Origin of the sequence: Pseudomonas coronafaciens pv. oryzae str. 1_6, assembly GCF_000156995.2 — a bacterium.
Classification (GTDB): Bacteria; Pseudomonadota; Gammaproteobacteria; order Pseudomonadales; family Pseudomonadaceae; genus Aquipseudomonas; species Aquipseudomonas tremae.
The window spans coordinates 2,558,436-2,574,470 of record NZ_CP046035.1 but is presented as its reverse complement, the minus strand read 5'-3'; the positions used below and the strand labels follow the sequence as shown (position 1 = coordinate 2,574,470).

Sequence of the window (16,035 nt, the reverse complement as noted above, 5' to 3'; positions counted from 1 at the left end):
CAAAACGCTTACTGGCCGCCTGCGTCCACAGGCGGCAACATGCTTTTCAGCGAAAAGGGCGACTGCTCGCCTACGACTGCCTTATCGAAAGCCTGCGGGTCGAGTCGATAACGCTCACTGCTTGTAGCTTCCAGAAAACGTCGCGTGTCCTGCGGCTCGACCAGATGCAGCACATCAATAATCCGGGCGCGGGGCTGCGGGAGCAGTAGCTGTGGAGAGGTTTCATAGCGATGCAACAGAATGATTGCCCATCCGCCCAAAGTGAAATGTCCGGTAGCGACCACATCAAGGCTCCCGTTCAGCTGTGCTTGCAACGACAGAGACGAGCCGTTGATAGCGCTGAACAAGACATCCTTGCCTGGTTTGCCACCTCGCTCTCTCAAGGCGTCCATCACGCCGAATGCCATTTGCTCATTGGCTGACCACACCAGACGAATATCCGGATAACGTGCCAACAACACGCGCGCCTGCTCAAGCGCGCGATCACGTCGCCAGCCGCCCAGAACGATCTGTCGCAAATGGACTTCGGGATGCTCTGACAGCGCGCGCATCAAGCCCTTTTCACGGGAAATCGAGACCGGTGTGGTGTTGGTGCCCGAGAAAGCCAGCATCTCGACAGGATTCCCTGGCACAGTCGGCTGAGCCAGACTGATCAGTCGCTTGGCGGTCTGATAACCGCCCTCCTCGTCGTTGCCCACCAGACTGCCGATGAAGTCCGGATAACGCGAGGGCAAGTCGCCAAGAATACGGACCTGGTCGGCCGTCAGCGTATTGTTCACCGCGAACAGCTTGACCCCGCTGCCTTGCGAAAGGCGCAGCATTTCAGGCGCGACGTTCAATTCATTCGAGAACAGCAGATAATCCGGGCGCTCGCTGCCTTGCAGCGCTTCGCGCGCCATCGCAACCAGCTTGCGCGTATCACGATCCGTATAGCGTATTTCCAGCGACATGCCCGTTGTGTCAGCCGCGGCCTGCATGACGCGGGCATAGGGACGCCAGTAGCCGTCGGTTTCAAAACCGGGACACAAAAACACCACTGAAGCGGCCCATGTCGCACCGACCCACATCAGGCCGGAAATCATTAGCGCGAGGGCGCATAAAACCTTCATATCATCGAACCTTGAGGTCGCAGGAAATGACCGTCATACGCGATCTATCGGCCGCAATTGCAAGGTTCTGCAGGTCCGGGGCAAACTCTTTGTGCGCCTGTCAGCGGCCGCTGGCCCAGAACATCGCGACCCCCACTGCCAGAATGACAATAAAAAGAATCGCCCATGTGTCCACGGACCTGCCGGTTTTTGTTGCCTTGGGGTGCTTGCTCATCGCATCGCCTCTTGTTTGTCTTGTGGCTGATTGCACATGAAAGATCGTGTGCCGGTGCTGGTTGAACACCGGTCAATGCTCAGTTAAGTCGAGTCTTGCCCACACGGCAAGCATGGAGATGTACAAGCGGCCATTTGCTTATCGCTTTTAGTGATTTGCATATATATAAACATCACTTTTATCGATATCTGCAAACTGCTATCGTCGCCTCCGCTCCGCAGGGAGTGCGCGGCCGTGCGCGCAGAATCGACCAGATGACGCAGGCAGCAAGCGAAGGGCATTTTTACCCTGACCGCATGTTATCGGACCTGCTTCATGACGAAGCCTGAGAACAGGACTTATATGTACGTATACGACGATTACGATCAGAAGATCATCGAGGACCGCGTCAAGCAGTTCCGTGATCAGACCCGACGCTATCTCGCCGGGGATCTGAGCGAAGAAGAGTTTCGACCGTTGCGCCTGCAAAACGGGCTTTATGTCCAGCGCTTCGCACCGATGCTGCGCGTGGCAGTTCCTTATGGACAACTGACTTCGCGCCAGGCCCGCATGATGGCAAAGATTGCGCGTGACTACGACAAGGGCTATGCGCACATCAGCACCCGTCAGAACGTGCAGTTCAACTGGCCCGCGCTGGAAGATATTCCCGACATACTTGCCGAACTTGCGACTGTGCAGATGCACGCTATCCAGACCAGCGGCAACTGTCTGCGCAACGTGACCACCGACCAGTTCGCCGGCGTCGCGGCAGATGAACTCGTCGACCCACGCCCCTGGTGCGAAATCGTCCGTCAATGGACGACTTTCCACCCCGAATTCGCCTACTTGCCGCGTAAATTCAAGATTGCCGTCAATGGTTCGACCAGCGATCGGGCAGCCATTGAAGTTCACGACATCGGTCTGGAGCCGCTGCGCAACGAAGCGGGCGAATTGGGTTTCCGGGTCCTGGTGGGCGGCGGCCTGGGCCGTACGCCGGTAGTGGGCGCTTTCATCAACGAGTTCCTGCCGTGGCAGGACCTGCTCAGCTACCTGGACGCCATTCTGCGGGTTTACAACCGCTACGGTCGTCGTGACAACAAGTACAAGGCGCGGATCAAGATTCTGGTCAAGGCGCTGACCCCCGAAGTCTTCGCAGAAAAGGTCGAGGCAGAAATGGCCCACCTGCGCGGCGGCCAGACCACTCTCACAGAAGCTGAAGTGCAGCGCGTTTCGCGGCACTTTGTCGACCCCGAGTACAAGGCCCTCAGCGACCAGCATGCCGAACTGGCCGCGCTGGATGCTCAACATCCAGGCTTTGCACGCTGGCGCCAACGTAATGTGCTGGCTCACAAAAAACCGGGTTACATCGCCGTCACCCTGTCGCTCAAGCCGACGGGCGTAGCGCCGGGCGACCTGACCGACAAGCAGCTGGACGCCGTCGCCGACCTGGCCGATCGCTTCAGCTTCGGGCAACTGCGTACATCTCACGAGCAGAACATCATCCTTGCCGACGTCGAGCAGGCCGAGCTGTTCACGCTGTGGAACGAGTTGCGTGAAAACGGCTTCGCCACCCCGAACATAGGCCTGCTGACCGACATAATTTGCTGCCCTGGCGGTGATTTCTGCTCACTGGCCAACGCCAAGTCGATCCCGATTGCGGAGTCCATACAGCGCCGTTTCGACGACCTGGATTACCTGTTCGACATCGGCGAGCTGGACCTGAACATTTCCGGCTGCATGAATGCGTGCGGCCACCACCATGTGGGCCATATCGGCATACTGGGCGTGGACAAGAAAGGCGAAGAGTTCTATCAGGTGTCACTGGGCGGCAGCGCCAGCCGCGACGCAAGCCTTGGCAAGATCCTCGGCCCTTCATTCGCCCAGGATGCAATGCCGGACGTGATCGAAAAGCTGATCGATGTGTACGTCGAGAAACGTACCGAAGACGAACGTTTCATCGACACTTTCCAGCGGATTGGCATTGACCCTTTCAAGGAGCGTGTCTATGCAGCGAATCATTAAGAACGACGAAGTCATTGATGAGACCTGGCATTTGCTGCCAAAGGAAACCACCTTTGACAGCCTGTCCAATTGCGACGACCTGATCGTGCCGCTTGCGCTGTGGCGCGAGCACGCGCATGCCCTCAAGGCCCGCGATGGCGGTCTCGGCGTGTGGCTGGACAGCGATGAAGAAGCGGAGGAAATCGGTGCCGATGTCGATCAGTTCCAGGTCATTGCCCTGAACTTTCCGGCTTTCACTGACGGTCGAAGCTTCTCCAACGCTCGCCTGTTGCGTGACCGATATGGCTATAAAGGCGAGTTACGCGCGATTGGCGACGTGTTGCGTGATCAGCTTTTCTACATGCGCCGCTGTGGCTTCGACGCGTTTGCGGTGCGCCCGGACAAAGACCCGTACGACGCGCTGGAAGGTCTGAAGGACTTCTCCGTGACCTATCAAGCTGCTGCTGATCAGCCTCTGCCACTGTTCCGGCGACGCTGACCCTCGAAGCTGTAAGCAAGCCCACTCCTGCTTCTGGCCAAAGGCCGCAGGAGTGGAACCGGCGACGCTTCGCTTATCCACGATCTGCCCATGATTTTCAGGAATTGCAGGAGCGGACTTGTCCGCGATCTGCCGGGAACCGGCAGCAAGACCAGTGCATTCAATACATCAGAAAGAACCGAGTTCAGGGCCCTTTTTGCAGCAATCGCAGGCGTCGTAACCTCCTGAAGCTTGTATCTTTAGCTCCCACGGCCTGAAACCAGAATCAAAAGCGGGCTTATGCATGACGATGAGCGCTGAGCATCGGCACTAGGGTCGTTACTCCTACCAGAACCGCTGTTGAGTCAAACGCCCCCACCACTTTGCAGCCACCTGATCCACAGAGGTCGCAGCAGCCATGCCCATGCGTTCCGGCAGGCTCTTGCGCTGCACGTAATGCAGGTGAAACACGTCAGCGTTCTTTGCGCGTTCCGCGAGGTACTCGTCGCTGGTTTTCAGTTCATCGACCAACAGTTTGTCGACTGCCGCCATGCCCAACCACACCTCACCGGTAGCGACCTCGTCTATGGACAGTTGCGGGCGGTAGCTGGCGACGAAGTTCTTGAACAGGTCATGAGTGATGTCCAGGTCCTGCTGAAACTTCTCACGGCCTTTTTCGGTATTTTCGCCAAATACCGTGAGCGTACGCTTGTACTCGCCAGCGGTCAGGACTTCAAAGTCGATATCATGCTTTTTCAGCAGGCGGTTGACGTTAGGCAATTGCGCCACGACACCGATGGAGCCGAGGATGGCGAACGGGGCGCTGATTATCTTGTTGCCGATGCAGGCCATCATGTAACCGCCACTGGCAGCCACCTTGTCGATGCACACCGTCAGCGGAATGCCTGCCTGACGGATACGCGCCAGTTGCGAGGACGCCAGCCCGTAGCTGTGAACCATGCCGCCGCCGCTCTCGAGACGCAACACCACTTCGTCCTTGTCAGTCGCCAGTGTCAGCAGCGCAGTGATCTCATGGCGCATGCTTTCGGTCGCAGACGCCTTGATGTCACCGTCAAAGTCCAGCACGTAAACGCGAGCCTTGGTCTCGGCCTGCTTTTTCTCTTTCTTCAAGGCCTTGCCCTGCTCCTTGCGCAACGCCTTGAGACGGTCCTTGTCCAGCAGCGACTGCTCAAGCCGCTCGCGCAGGCCTTTGTAAAAGTCATTCAAGCGAGTGACCTGCAACTGTCCTGCAGACTTGCGTCGGCCCTTGCCACGCATGGACGCAATGGCGACCAGCACGACCACGATGGCAATCACCAGCGTTACGGTTTTAGCCAGAAAACTTGCGTAATCGACAACGAAATCCACGAATATCCCTCACTTGCGTTAGACCCCCTGTGCGGCAGGGGCTGCGATGACTGCAGCATACCGACGCCCTGTTCGACGCACCAGCAGCCCAGCCGTTACAAACCATTAAAACGGTGATTTCAAACGAGCGTATGTTTTTTCATTGACAGTCCCCAGGCATCCCTCATAACCTCGCTGGACCTTCAACGTACCGAGTGACCCGGACGTGGGCAGCATCTACCTGATACGACATGGCCAAGCCTCATTTGGTGCAGACGATTACGACGTACTGTCGCCTGTGGGCATTCGTCAGTCTCAGGTGCTGGGGGCTTACCTTGCGAAACTGGGCCTGAGCTTTGACCGCTGCGTGTCAGGGGCCTTGCTGCGTCAGAAAGACACCGCACAGCATGTGCTGGGCCAGTATGCCGAAGCAGGCCTGGACACACCTCCCCTGCAGCTCGACAGCGCTTTCGATGAATTCGACGCCGAAGGGGTGATCAGGTCGTTGATACCGGCGATGCTCGTCGACGAACCGCAAGCGCTGGATATTCTGCGCGACGTCGCCGGGAACCCCGCAGGGTTTCACCGGTTGTTCAACCTGATTACCGAGCGCTGGCTGAGTGGCAAGCATGACACGCCGGGGTTGCAGAGCTGGCTGGGTTTCGTGGCCGGCGTAAAGGCAGGCCTGGATAGAATTCTCCATGCTGCAGGTCCGAATGAGCGTATCGCCATATTCACCTCCGGCGGGACCATCACGGCCCTGCTGCATCTTGTAACGGGAATGCCCGCATCAAAGGCGCTGGAGCTTCACTGGCATATCGTCAATACATCGCTGCATCAGCTCAAGTTCAAAGGCACCAACGTTACCCTGGCTGCCTTCAACAGCTACACGCACTTGCAACTGCTCGACACGCCGGCGCTCATTACCTATCGCTGAGCCCGACCAATCGCATCCCTCCGCACGCAAGCACTTACCACAAAGGATCAAGACATGACCTCAGTAGCAGAAGCAGTACAGACCATGAAAGAAAAGTTCAACCCGGCTGCAGCTGCCGGTCTGGACCTGATCTTCGGTTTCAATATCACTGACGAAGACAAGCACTATGCCTTGATCGTCAAGGACAGCACCTGCGAATTGCAGGAAGGCGAGAACCCGGACGCCAACGTGACCCTGGTCATGGACAGCGCAACCCTCAAGGGTATCGTCAGCGGCGAGACCGATGGCATGCAGGCCTTCATGGGCGGCAAGCTGCGCGCCGAAGGCGACATGATGCTGGCCATGAAATTGAGCGAACTGTTTCCGGTATAACTGCCGATTCGTCGCGCCCGTTTCAAAAAGACCGAAGCCTGGCGCTTCGGTTTTTTATCTGCGCATATCAGTGATCAGGGACACTGATTGCTCGGCAACACGCTAGCCTATAAAGCTGTAGCCGAGTTGATGGTGATTCTACAGACCATTAGATTGCTCAATGATCGAAGCAGCGCACAAGCACAAGCACAAGCACAAGGGATAAGCATGGAACTGACTGATCAGTCCACCAAGATTCGCACAGGCGAAGAGCTGGACGCTGGCCTCATTGATCCCTACCTGAAGGCTCATATTCCGGAGCTGCGGGGCGTGCCGGTTATCAGTCAGTTTCCAGGCGGCGCGTCGAACCTGACGTACCTGATCCAGTACCCCGATAAAGAGCTGGTGCTGCGCCGTCCTCCGTTCGGGCACAAGGCGCGCTCGGCACACGACATGGGCCGGGAATACCGCATTCTCAATCAGCTCAAGGACGCATTCCCCTTCTGCCCCGAGGCTTATGTGCATTGCACCGACGAGTCGCTGATAGGCTCGGAGTTTTACGTGATGCAGCGCGTCAAGGGCATCATTCTGCGCTCCGATCTGCCGCCGCAACTGGGGCTGGATGCCCGGCAGACCGAAAGCCTGTGCAAAAGCTTCATCGAAAAGCTGGTGAACCTGCATCAAGTCGATTACCGCGCTTGCGGCCTGGGTGATCTGGGCAAGCCACAAGGGTACGTGCAACGGCAGATTCTGGGCTGGTCGGAGCGCTACGAGAAAGCCATGACCCCAGATGCTCCGGCATGGGAGCAAGTCAAGCGCTGGCTGGTCGACAAGATGCCTGCCGACTCGCCCACCTCGAGCATCGTGCATAACGACTATCGCTTCGACAACGTGATCCTCGACCCAGCCGACCCGATGAGCATCATCGGCGTGCTTGACTGGGAGCTGACCACGCTGGGAGATCCGCTCATGGACCTCGGCAATACCCTCGCCTACTGGATTCAGGCTGACGATCCTGCGCCGGTACAGGCAGTGCGTCGTCAACCCAGCAACGCGCCAGGCATGCTGAGCCGCCAGGGGTTCGTCGATTACTACGCCGAACGCTCAGGTATGCGCATCGACAATGTCGACTTCTATTACACGTACGGGCTTTTTCGACTGGCCGGCATCGTGCAACAGATCTACTACCGTTTTTTTCATGGCCAGACCCAGGACAAACGCTTTGCCCGGTTCATCGACATGAACCGGCTGCTTGAGCAAATGAGTCTGAACGTGATCGCCAAATCCAGCCTTTGATGACGTCAACACAGGGAATTGAAATGTCCAGAACCCAACTGTTCGATCTCGACAACAAAGTGGCCTTTGTATCAGGCGCCAGTCGTGGCATCGGCGAGGCCATCGCCAGGTTGCTGGCCCAGCAAGGCGCGCATGTCATCGTGTCGAGTCGCAAGCTCGATGGCTGCCAGGCCGTGGCTGACGCTATCGTCGCCGAGGGTGGCAAAGCCACCGCCATCGCCTGCCACATCGGAGAGATGGAGCAGATAACCCGTGCTTTTGCAGAAGTACGTCAGCAATTTGGGGGCCTGGACATTCTGGTCAATAACGCCGCCACCAATCCTCAGTTCTGTAATGTGCTGGACACCGACCTCAGCGCCTTCCAGAAGACTATCGATGTCAACATCCGCGGCTACTTCTTCATGTCCGTAGAAGCCGGCAAATTGATGCGTGAAGGCGGTGGCGGCAGCATTATCAATGTGGCCTCGATCAATGCCGTGTCGCCCGGTGTCTATCAGGGTGTCTATTCCATGACCAAAGCCGCAGTGGTCAACATGACCAAGGTGTTCGCCAAGGAGTGCGCGGAATTCGGCATTCGTTGCAACGCACTGCTGCCAGGCCTGACCGATACCCGGTTTGCCTCGGCGCTGGTGAAGAACGATGCGATTCTGAACATGGCCCTGTCGCAGATCCCGTTGAAGCGAGTCGCAGCGCCCAGCGAAATGGCCGGTGCAGTTCTCTATCTGGCAAGCGAGGCCTCCAGCTATACCACCGGCGTTGCGCTGAATGTAGATGGCGGATTTCTGACCTGAACGAAATCACTATCAGAATAATGAATTAATTTTCCATTATTTATTTAATTGGAATATATTTTCCGCATAACAACAATCCATTCTGGAGAGTGTCATGCGGGAAACTCTATCCACCAGCCGGCCTGAACTGGGCATTGGTCTTATCGGCACTGGCTTCATGGGGCGCGCCCATGCGCTGGCGTTCGGCAGTGCCAATGCTGCGCTTGAATTGCCAGCCCGTATTCGTCTGGCTGCCCTGGCAGACGCTGACAGCGCCAGAGCCGAGCATTGCGCGCAGGCCTGGGGCTTTGATCGCAGCCATGCCGACTGGCAACAGCTGATCGACGACCCGCAGGTCCATATCGTGGCGATCACCACCCCCAACCACCTGCATTTCCCCATGGCGATGGCTGCCATCGCCGCCGGCAAAGCGGTGTATTGCGAGAAGCCGCTCGCCGTCAGCCTGGCTGAGGCCAACGAGATGCGCCTCAGCGCCAAGGCCGCTGGAGTAGTAACTCAGGTCGGCTACAACTACCAGCACAATCCGGTAATCGGGCTCGCCAGAGAAATGATAGAAGCAGGCGAACTGGGCGACATCGTCAGCTTTCAGGGCGAGTTCAGCGAGGACTTCATGGGCAACCCGACCTCACCCTGGTCCTGGCGATGCGAGCCGGCACATGCCGGAGGCGCGCTGGCTGATCTGGGCAGCCACCTGCTGGCGATGGCGCGCTATTTGATGGGCGATGTCGAAGCGGTCTGTGCGGATGCCAGCACCGTACACCGTCAACGTCCTGCAAGCCTGGGCAGCAGCGAAATGCGCACCATCGCCGTGGATGACCAGACGCACGCATTGCTGCGCTTTGCCAATGGCGCTCGTGGCACGTTCAGCAGCAGCTGGCTCAAGCATGGCTATAAAAATCACCTGAGCTTTGAAATCAGTGGCACGCAAGGCACGCTGGCTTACGATCAGGAACGCCTCAACGAGCTGCGCATCTACCGCCCTGGCGCGCCAGGGCGGGACGGCTTCCAGCGCCTTCTAGCCGGGCCAGCACTGCCCGGCTACGCGGCGTTCTGCCCCGCACCCGGTCACCAGTTGGGGTATAACGAGCTCAAGGCACTGGAGGTGCAGGCATTGATCCTGGCGGTGTGTGGCCAGGGCAGCCGCGGCCCGGACTTTGAAGAAGCCTGGCAAATCGAGCGCCTGGCCAGCGCGATTCGTCGTGCAGCGACAGAACAGCGCTGGGTCGCGCTTGCCGATATCTGACTTCCTGAGAGCACGTGCGAACGGGTAGAATGCTTGCCGTTCCGGCTGGCGTTCCAGCCCCTTCCCGCGCTCTCTCTAAAAGCCCCCGTGCCATGCCTTTCGAACTCAGCGTTGACCTGACCACCCTTGCAATCCTTGCTGTCGTTGCATTCATCGCGGGCTTTATCGACGCCATTGCCGGGGGCGGCGGGCTGCTTACCACCCCTGCCCTGATGACTGCAGGCCTGCCACCGCATCTGGTGCTCGGCACCAACAAGCTCAGCTCGACCTTCGGTTCGGCGACTGCCAGCTACACCTTCTACCGCCGCAAGCTATTCCACCCGCGACAGTGGTTGCACGCGATCGCCGGCACGGCGGCAGGCGCTGCCATAGGGGCAGTCATCGCTCATTACCTGCCTGCCGAATGGCTGAATCAGATGCTCCCGGTGATTGTGTTTGGCTGCGGGCTCTATCTGCTGTTTGGTGGTACGCCCAAGGCGCCGCTGGACATCGATGCGCCGATCAAAAAGAAATGGCAGTTGCCACAAGGGCTGGGGCTGGGCTTTTACGACGGTGTCGCAGGCCCTGGCACTGGCGCTTTCTGGACGGTCAGCACCTTGCTGCTTTATCCGGTAGACCTGGTCAAGGCCAGCGGTGTTGCTCGCAGCATGAACTTCGTCAGCAACGCCGTGGCGCTTTCGGTGTTCATGTTTTCCGGTCAGGTGGATTACATCATCGGTCTGAGCATGGGCCTTGCCGTGATGGCGGGCGCCTACTTTGGCGCCGGGACGGCGATCAAGGGCGGTGCCAAGTTCATCCGCCCGGTGTTCATCACCGTAGTGCTGGGCCTGACCGTACGCTTAGCCTGGCAACACTGGTTCGGGGGCGCCTGAGCACTGGGCCAGATACGCTTCGATCAGATAACGGGCAATTGACCGGCTGGCCGGAAGCGGTGGCAGGTCATTGACGTGAAACCAGCGTGCGTCTTCGATTTCCTCAACCTGGGGAACGATCTCTCCGCTTTCATATTCAGCATGAAAACCGAGCATCATCGAGTGAGGGAATGGCCAGCACTGGCTGCCCATGTATTTCAGGTTCCGGATACGCACCCCGACCTCTTCCATCACTTCGCGGTGCACACAGTCTTCAGCCGACTCGCCTGGCTCTACAAACCCTGCCAAGGCGCTGTACATACCTGTGACAAAACGCGGCGAGCGGGCCAGAAGCACTTCGTCGCCCCGGGTGACCAGCACGATCATGCTCGGGGAGATACGCGGATACAGGCGCAGGTTGTCGTGCTCGCAGAACATTGCCCTCTCGCCGGGAATCTGCACTGTCGGGCGACCGCACGCCCCGCAAAAGCGGTGCTCCCTGGCCCAGGTGCTCACCTGCGCGGCATATCCGAGCATCTGGAAAACCGCGAAATCACCCTCAAGCATGAACTGACGCAAGCCTTGCCAAGAGCATCCCTCCACTGAAGCAGGGCCTTCCAGTACCAGCAGGTAAACAGGCTCGCCGTCGAGATGACCGATGCCGTGTTCGCTCTGCACCGGCAAACCCAGCGCTTTAAACCATTCTCTGGGAAACATGACCCCATTGGCGTCCAGCAAAAAACCCTGTTCCCCCTGAACCACGGCCAGACCGCCACTGGCTTTGAGATCCAGGACTGCAGTTGTCCAACGCTCCGGGCGTGTCATGAAAAACTCCTCTGTTCAAACTCAGGCACTGTTGTGCATCAATTATCGAAAACCGGCTTCTGCTTGCTCATCTGCGCGACCATTGCCAGCTTCAAGTCAGGCGATTGCAGCATGGCTGCGTTCCAGATGGCAACGTGCGCAAGCCCGTCCTCTACGCTGTGATCACGCATGTAGCTGATCATTTCCTTGGTGCCTTCGACGGCAATCGGGGACTTCTCTGCTATTTCCCGTGCCACCGCAAAAACACCCTCCAGCAGACCGGCAAGATCATCGAAGGTGCGATTTACCAAGCCGATTCGCTGAGCTTCATCAGCCCCCACAGTACGCCCGGTGTAAGCAAGCTCACGCAACATGCCGTCACCGATGATCCTCGGCAGACGCTGCAGGGTGCCTACGTCAGCGGCCATGCCCATGTCGATTTCGCGAATTGCAAATTGCGCATCGGCAGCGGCATAGCGGATGTCACAGGCTGAGATCAGGTCGATGGCTCCTCCAAGGCAATAGCCCTGAATGGCAGCAAGAACGGGTTTACGGCATTTGTCTACCGCCGTGAACGATGCCTGCATGTCGCGAATCGTGCGCCTGAGCAGGCGAGCGTTACGGCCCGCATCCTTGCCCAACTGACTGGCCACCGAGGCCAGCAAGGCCAGGTCGATACCCGAAGAAAAATGCTTGCCTGCGCCACTCAGCACCACGACACGCACTTCGTCAGTGCGCTCGACCCAGTCGAATATCTGAATTATTTCACTCCAGAACGGCTCGTTCATGGCATTGAGCTTTTCGGCCCGATTGATTTGCACATGGGCAATGCGCTCTGTCAGTTCGACCCGGAAGGCATGGTAATCGGACACGATTCGATCCTCGGAGATTTTTATTGTTCAGGCTCAGGACTATAGCAACAGCAGCCGATGAACTGTAACCGCATCGGATTGGCTGACTGGTCACCTCGTTTGAATGCGTCCTATGCTGGCAGCTGGCTTCAATCAGGCTGAACGCTGGGAACTTGCAGTGGTCCAGAGTTAAGTACTATCAAAACCTATACAGGTTACTAGAGGGCGATACTTGAATACGTCAAAAGCGGCAACCGGGATTGAAGGTCTGGATGACATCCTCGCGGGGGGTCTTTCACGCAGTCATGTTTTCCTTCTTGAAGGAGAACCCGGAACCGGCAAGACAACAATAGCGCTGCAGTTTTTGCAGGCAGGCGCTGCGGCAGGCGAGATTTCGCTATACATCACCCTGTCCGAAACCGAAAAAGAGCTTCGCTCGGGAGCCGCCTCTCACGGCTGGGAGCTTGACGAGCAGATCAATATCTTTGAACTGACGCCGCCCGAAAGCCTGATCGATGCCGATCATCAGCAAAGCCTGCTCTACTCTTCCGATCTGGAGCTGGGTGAAGCCACTCGCCACATATTTGAAGTGGTGGAGCGAGTCAAACCTTCCCGTGTGGTAATTGACAGCCTGTCGGAAATCCGCCTCCTGGCGCAAAGTTCGCTGCGCTACAGAAGGCAGATTCTGTCAATCAAGCATTACTTCACGCGCTACAACGCCACGGTGCTGTTGCTGGACGACCTGACCACCGAAGCGCTCGACAAAACCGTCCACAGCGTTGCCCACGGTGTCATCCGTCTTGAGTGCGTGACGCCGGTGTATGGCGCGGAGCGCAGACGCCTGAAGATAGTCAAATATCGCGGTCAGAAATACCGGGGCGGCTACCACGATTTCACTATCGCCGAAGACGGCATTCATGTGTTTCCACGCCTGGTCGCGGCCGAACACCGCTCTACCTATGCGCGGACTCAAGTGAGCAGTGGCATCGCAGAGCTGGATAAATTGCTCGGCGGTGGCATAGAAAGCGGCTCGAGCACGTTGATTCTCGGCCCTTCAGGCACCGGCAAATCGCTTATTTCACTGGTCTTCGCAGTTCAGGCCGTGGCGCGCGGTGAGCGAGTCGGGCTTTTCATATTCGATGAAGAACTGGGCTTGCTGTTCGAGCGCATGCTCAAGCTCGGGATCGACCTGCGTGCGCTGCAGGACACCGGTAACCTGGTCATCGAACAGGTTGACGCCGCAGAGCTGTCTCCTGGCGAATTCGCGCATCGAGTGCGAAGTGCGGTGGACAGTAAACATATCAAGACCGTGATCATCGACAGCATCAACGGTTATCAAGCGGCAATGCCGGAAGAAAGCGCCCTTGTTCTGCATATGCACGAGCTGTTGCTGTATCTCAACCGCCTGGGGGCATCGACCTTCATGACGGTTGCGCAGCACGGGCTGGTAGGCGATATGCGCTCGCCGGTGGACATCACTTACCTTGCCGACAGCGTCATCCTTCTGCGCTACTTCGAAGCGATGGGCCAAGTGCGACGAGCCATTTCCGTCATCAAAAAGCGTACTGGTACTCACGAGTCGACCATTCGCGAATACCGTATCGGCTCCACCGGTTTGACGATCGGCGAGCCGCTTGAAGCTTTCCAGGGTGTATTGCGCGGTATTCCGACTTATCACGGCGGGCATGAACCTTTGTTGGCGGATAAAGGGCTGTGAATACCCCGGGGCAGGTATCGGAGCGTTCGATCATCCTGGCGCCGAGGGGCCGGGACGGTCAGATCGCGCTGCGAATTCTGGGTGAAGCCGGCTTTCCCGCTTTCGTCGTCAATGACCTTGAGCATCTGGTCCGCGAACTGGCTGCAGGTGCCGGCGTTGTGATCATTGCCGACGAAGCCCTGCGTGCGGGTGACCTCAACCCGTTTCTGGAGCTGTTGAGCATTCAGCCCGCCTGGTCTGACCTGCCTATCGTGCTACTGACCCATCATGCCCAGGTGGATCATGTTCCGCCCGCGCGCATGGGCAATCTTTTAGGCAACGTGACCTTTCTGGAGCGCCCCTTCCACCCGACAACGCTGGTAAGCCTGGTGACGACCGCCGTGCGCGGCCGCAGGCGCCAATACGAAGCCCGGGCTCGCATGGAAGACCTTCATGAAAGTGAGGGTCGCCTGCAAAACGCACTAAAAGCCGGCAGACTGGGGTCCTGGCAGCTCGAAGCACAAGGTCTCAGGCTTACCTGCTCGGCAATCACCAAATCCCACTACGGCCGTGACGAACAGAGTGATTTCAGCTACGACGACTGGCTCGCCGCTGTCTACTTCGAAGATCAACCCAGAATGCAATCGGCGCTCCAGCGCAGCCTGGACACTGGCGTCGATTTCATCATCGAATACCGCAATGTATGGCCTGACGGATCACTGAGCTGGGTGGACGTGCGAGCCCGCGCGATTCGCGGCAAGAACGGTCTGGTGGCGTCGATGGCTGGGGTGACATCGGACATTACCGAACGCAAACAGGCTGAGTCGCAGCTGCGCCGCCTTAACGAGACGCTCGAACAACAGGTCGAAGAGCGCACTTCGCAGTTGCGCCACAAAGAAGAGATTCTGCGCCAGTCGCAGAAAATGGAAGCTGTCGGCCAGCTGACTGGCGGGATTGCCCACGATTTCAATAACATGCTGACCGGTATCATCGGCAGCCTGGAGCTGATCAGAAGACGTGTCGCACGTGGACGCACCGAAGACCTGGACAGCCTGATTGATCTGGGCGTGACTTCGGCGAACCGTGCTGCAGCGCTCACCCACCGCTTGCTGGCGTTTTCGCGCCGCCAGTCGCTGGATTCCAAGCCGGTCGAGATGAACCAGCTGGTGGATTCCATGGACGAGCTGCTGCAGCGCAGCGTCAATGAAAGCATCCACTTGCAGTTACGTCTGGCCAATGATCTGTGGACCGCCGAAGCAGATCCAAACCAGCTGGAAAACGCCTTGCTCAACCTGGTGCTCAATGCCCGCGATGCCATGCCTGACGGCGGCACGCTGGTGGTTGAAACCTTCAATCAGCAATTGGACAAATCCTTCACAAACGCTCACGAAAACCTGCTGCCGGGCGACTATGTGGTACTGAGTGTCAGCGACAACGGCTGCGGCATGCCTGAGACAGTCATCAACCGCGCGTTCGATCCGTTCTTCACCACCAAACCCATTGGTCAAGGTACGGGCCTCGGTCTGTCGATGATCTACGGCTTCAGCAAACAGTCACATGGGCACGTCTCGATCAGCAGCGAAGTTGGTCACGGCACGACCGTGCAGCTGTTTCTGCCTCGCTTCCAGGGCGCCGCCGATGAAACAGAACAGAGCTTTCAGAGCAATGCAATCTGCGCCGAAGATGGCGAAACGGTGCTTATCGTCGAGGACGACCCCGCCGTAAGGGCGCTGGTCAGCGAAGTGCTCAGTGAACTGGGTTACCTCTACATAGAGGCCGGCGAGGCAATGAGCGCCGTGCCGATACTTGAATCAGGCCAGCGAATCGATCTGCTGATCAGTGACGTAGGCCTGCCTGGCATGAACGGTCGGCAATTGGCGGATATTGCCAGGCAACTGCGACCAGAGCTCAAAGTCTTGTTCATTACCGGGTATGCGGAACATGCTGCGGTGCGCGGAGGCTTCCTGGAGACTGGCATGCAGCTGATTACCAAACCCTTCGCCTTCGACCACCTGACCTCGAAAGTCCGTGAAATGATCCAGGCCAGAGAGGTGGTCAGGCTTTAGGCGTTCATCCATCCGACTGAA

At 57.9% G+C, this 16,035-nt stretch carries 14 protein-coding genes; 10 read left to right on the top strand and 4 right to left on the bottom strand.

Annotation, left to right across the window (positions count from 1 at the left end):
- Positions 1 to 8: 8 nt before the first annotated feature.
- Positions 9 to 1,109 carry an ABC transporter substrate-binding protein gene (locus tag POR16_RS11715; protein WP_024690023.1) on the bottom strand — a complete coding sequence of 367 codons (1,101 nt, stop codon included), beginning with the start codon at positions 1,107 to 1,109 and terminating at the stop codon, positions 9 to 11.
- A 556-nt stretch (positions 1,110 to 1,665) separates the two neighbouring features.
- On the opposite strand from POR16_RS11715, the gene POR16_RS11710 reads away from it, so the two are divergent.
- Both POR16_RS11710 and POR16_RS11705 read left to right on the top strand, forming a co-directional pair.
- A complete protein-coding gene (locus POR16_RS11710) occupies positions 1,666 to 3,324 on the top strand; it encodes a nitrite/sulfite reductase (protein ID WP_005892946.1) in 1,659 nt (552 codons plus the stop codon).
- On the top strand, positions 3,308 to 3,802 hold the full coding sequence (locus tag POR16_RS11705; RefSeq protein WP_005892947.1) for a DUF934 domain-containing protein: 495 nt from the start codon (positions 3,308 to 3,310) through the stop codon (positions 3,800 to 3,802). Before POR16_RS11710 ends, POR16_RS11705 begins: the two co-directional genes overlap by 17 nt.
- 324 nt (positions 3,803 to 4,126) lie before the next feature.
- Here the strand turns inward: POR16_RS11705 and sohB are convergent, their stop codons facing one another.
- Entirely contained in the window at positions 4,127 to 5,149 is a 1,023-nt protein-coding gene (gene sohB, locus POR16_RS11700; RefSeq protein WP_024671478.1) for a protease SohB, read from the bottom strand.
- 205 nt (positions 5,150 to 5,354) lie between these two features.
- Here sohB and POR16_RS11690 point away from each other — a divergent pair, with 205 nt between their 5' ends.
- From POR16_RS11690 to POR16_RS11665, 6 genes are all read left to right on the top strand, one after another.
- The gene (locus POR16_RS11690; protein WP_005892950.1) at positions 5,355 to 6,065 is read left to right on the top strand and encodes a histidine phosphatase family protein; all 711 of its coding nucleotides are present in this window, start codon (positions 5,355 to 5,357) and stop codon (positions 6,063 to 6,065) included.
- Between the two features lie 54 nt (positions 6,066 to 6,119).
- On the top strand, positions 6,120 to 6,437 hold the full coding sequence (locus POR16_RS11685; protein WP_005892951.1) for an SCP2 sterol-binding domain-containing protein: 318 nt from the start codon (positions 6,120 to 6,122) through the stop codon (positions 6,435 to 6,437).
- 207 nt (positions 6,438 to 6,644) lie between these two features.
- Positions 6,645 to 7,712, top strand: a complete 1,068-nt coding sequence (locus POR16_RS11680) for a phosphotransferase family protein (RefSeq protein WP_005892952.1) — start codon at positions 6,645 to 6,647, stop codon at positions 7,710 to 7,712.
- A 23-nt stretch (positions 7,713 to 7,735) separates the two neighbouring features.
- Positions 7,736 to 8,503 carry an SDR family oxidoreductase gene (locus POR16_RS11675; protein WP_005892954.1) on the top strand — a complete coding sequence of 256 codons (768 nt, stop codon included), beginning with the start codon at positions 7,736 to 7,738 and terminating at the stop codon, positions 8,501 to 8,503.
- 94 nt (positions 8,504 to 8,597) lie between these two features.
- Positions 8,598 to 9,746: a Gfo/Idh/MocA family protein gene (locus POR16_RS11670; RefSeq protein ID WP_005892956.1), complete on the top strand. Its 1,149-nt coding sequence runs from the start codon at positions 8,598 to 8,600 to the stop codon at positions 9,744 to 9,746.
- 92 nt (positions 9,747 to 9,838) lie between these two features.
- Positions 9,839 to 10,618, top strand: coding sequence for a sulfite exporter TauE/SafE family protein (locus POR16_RS11665; RefSeq protein ID WP_053480005.1), 780 nt, complete (start codon positions 9,839 to 9,841; stop codon positions 10,616 to 10,618).
- Here POR16_RS11665 and nudC read toward each other — a convergent pair.
- A complete protein-coding gene (gene nudC, locus POR16_RS11660; RefSeq protein ID WP_005892961.1) occupies positions 10,586 to 11,422 on the bottom strand; it encodes an NAD(+) diphosphatase in 837 nt (278 codons plus the stop codon). The two genes, POR16_RS11665 and nudC, sit on opposite strands and share 33 nt — an antisense overlap.
- 38 nt (positions 11,423 to 11,460) lie before the next feature.
- Positions 11,461 to 12,273 carry a crotonase/enoyl-CoA hydratase family protein gene (locus POR16_RS11655; protein ID WP_005892962.1) on the bottom strand — a complete coding sequence of 271 codons (813 nt, stop codon included), beginning with the start codon at positions 12,271 to 12,273 and terminating at the stop codon, positions 11,461 to 11,463.
- Positions 12,274 to 12,484: 211 nt separating this feature from the next.
- Here POR16_RS11655 and POR16_RS11650 point away from each other — a divergent pair, with 211 nt between their 5' ends.
- Complete coding sequence (locus POR16_RS11650) at positions 12,485 to 13,969, top strand: ATPase domain-containing protein (protein WP_005892963.1); 1,485 nt, start codon at positions 12,485 to 12,487, stop codon at positions 13,967 to 13,969.
- Positions 13,966 to 16,014: a hybrid sensor histidine kinase/response regulator gene (locus POR16_RS11645; protein ID WP_055004387.1), complete on the top strand. Its 2,049-nt coding sequence runs from the start codon at positions 13,966 to 13,968 to the stop codon at positions 16,012 to 16,014. Before POR16_RS11650 ends, POR16_RS11645 begins: the two co-directional genes overlap by 4 nt.
- Positions 16,015 to 16,035 lie beyond the last annotated feature (21 nt).

Excerpts from the sequence above, each read along its gene's own strand:
- POR16_RS11715 (WP_024690023.1), bottom strand. The coding sequence starts at position 1,109 with ATGAAGGTTTTATGCGCCCTCGCGCTAATGATTTCCGGCCTGATGTGG.
- POR16_RS11710 (WP_005892946.1), top strand. The coding sequence starts at position 1,666 with ATGTACGTATACGACGATTACGATCAGAAGATCATCGAGGACCGCGTC.
- POR16_RS11705 (WP_005892947.1), top strand. The coding sequence starts at position 3,308 with ATGCAGCGAATCATTAAGAACGACGAAGTCATTGATGAGACCTGGCAT.
- POR16_RS11685 (WP_005892951.1), top strand. The coding sequence starts at position 6,120 with ATGACCTCAGTAGCAGAAGCAGTACAGACCATGAAAGAAAAGTTCAAC.
- POR16_RS11680 (WP_005892952.1), top strand. The coding sequence starts at position 6,645 with ATGGAACTGACTGATCAGTCCACCAAGATTCGCACAGGCGAAGAGCTG.
- POR16_RS11675 (WP_005892954.1), top strand. The coding sequence starts at position 7,736 with ATGTCCAGAACCCAACTGTTCGATCTCGACAACAAAGTGGCCTTTGTA.
- POR16_RS11670 (WP_005892956.1), top strand. The coding sequence starts at position 8,598 with ATGCGGGAAACTCTATCCACCAGCCGGCCTGAACTGGGCATTGGTCTT.
- POR16_RS11665 (WP_053480005.1), top strand. The coding sequence starts at position 9,839 with ATGCCTTTCGAACTCAGCGTTGACCTGACCACCCTTGCAATCCTTGCT.
- nudC (WP_005892961.1), bottom strand. The coding sequence starts at position 11,422 with ATGACACGCCCGGAGCGTTGGACAACTGCAGTCCTGGATCTCAAAGCC.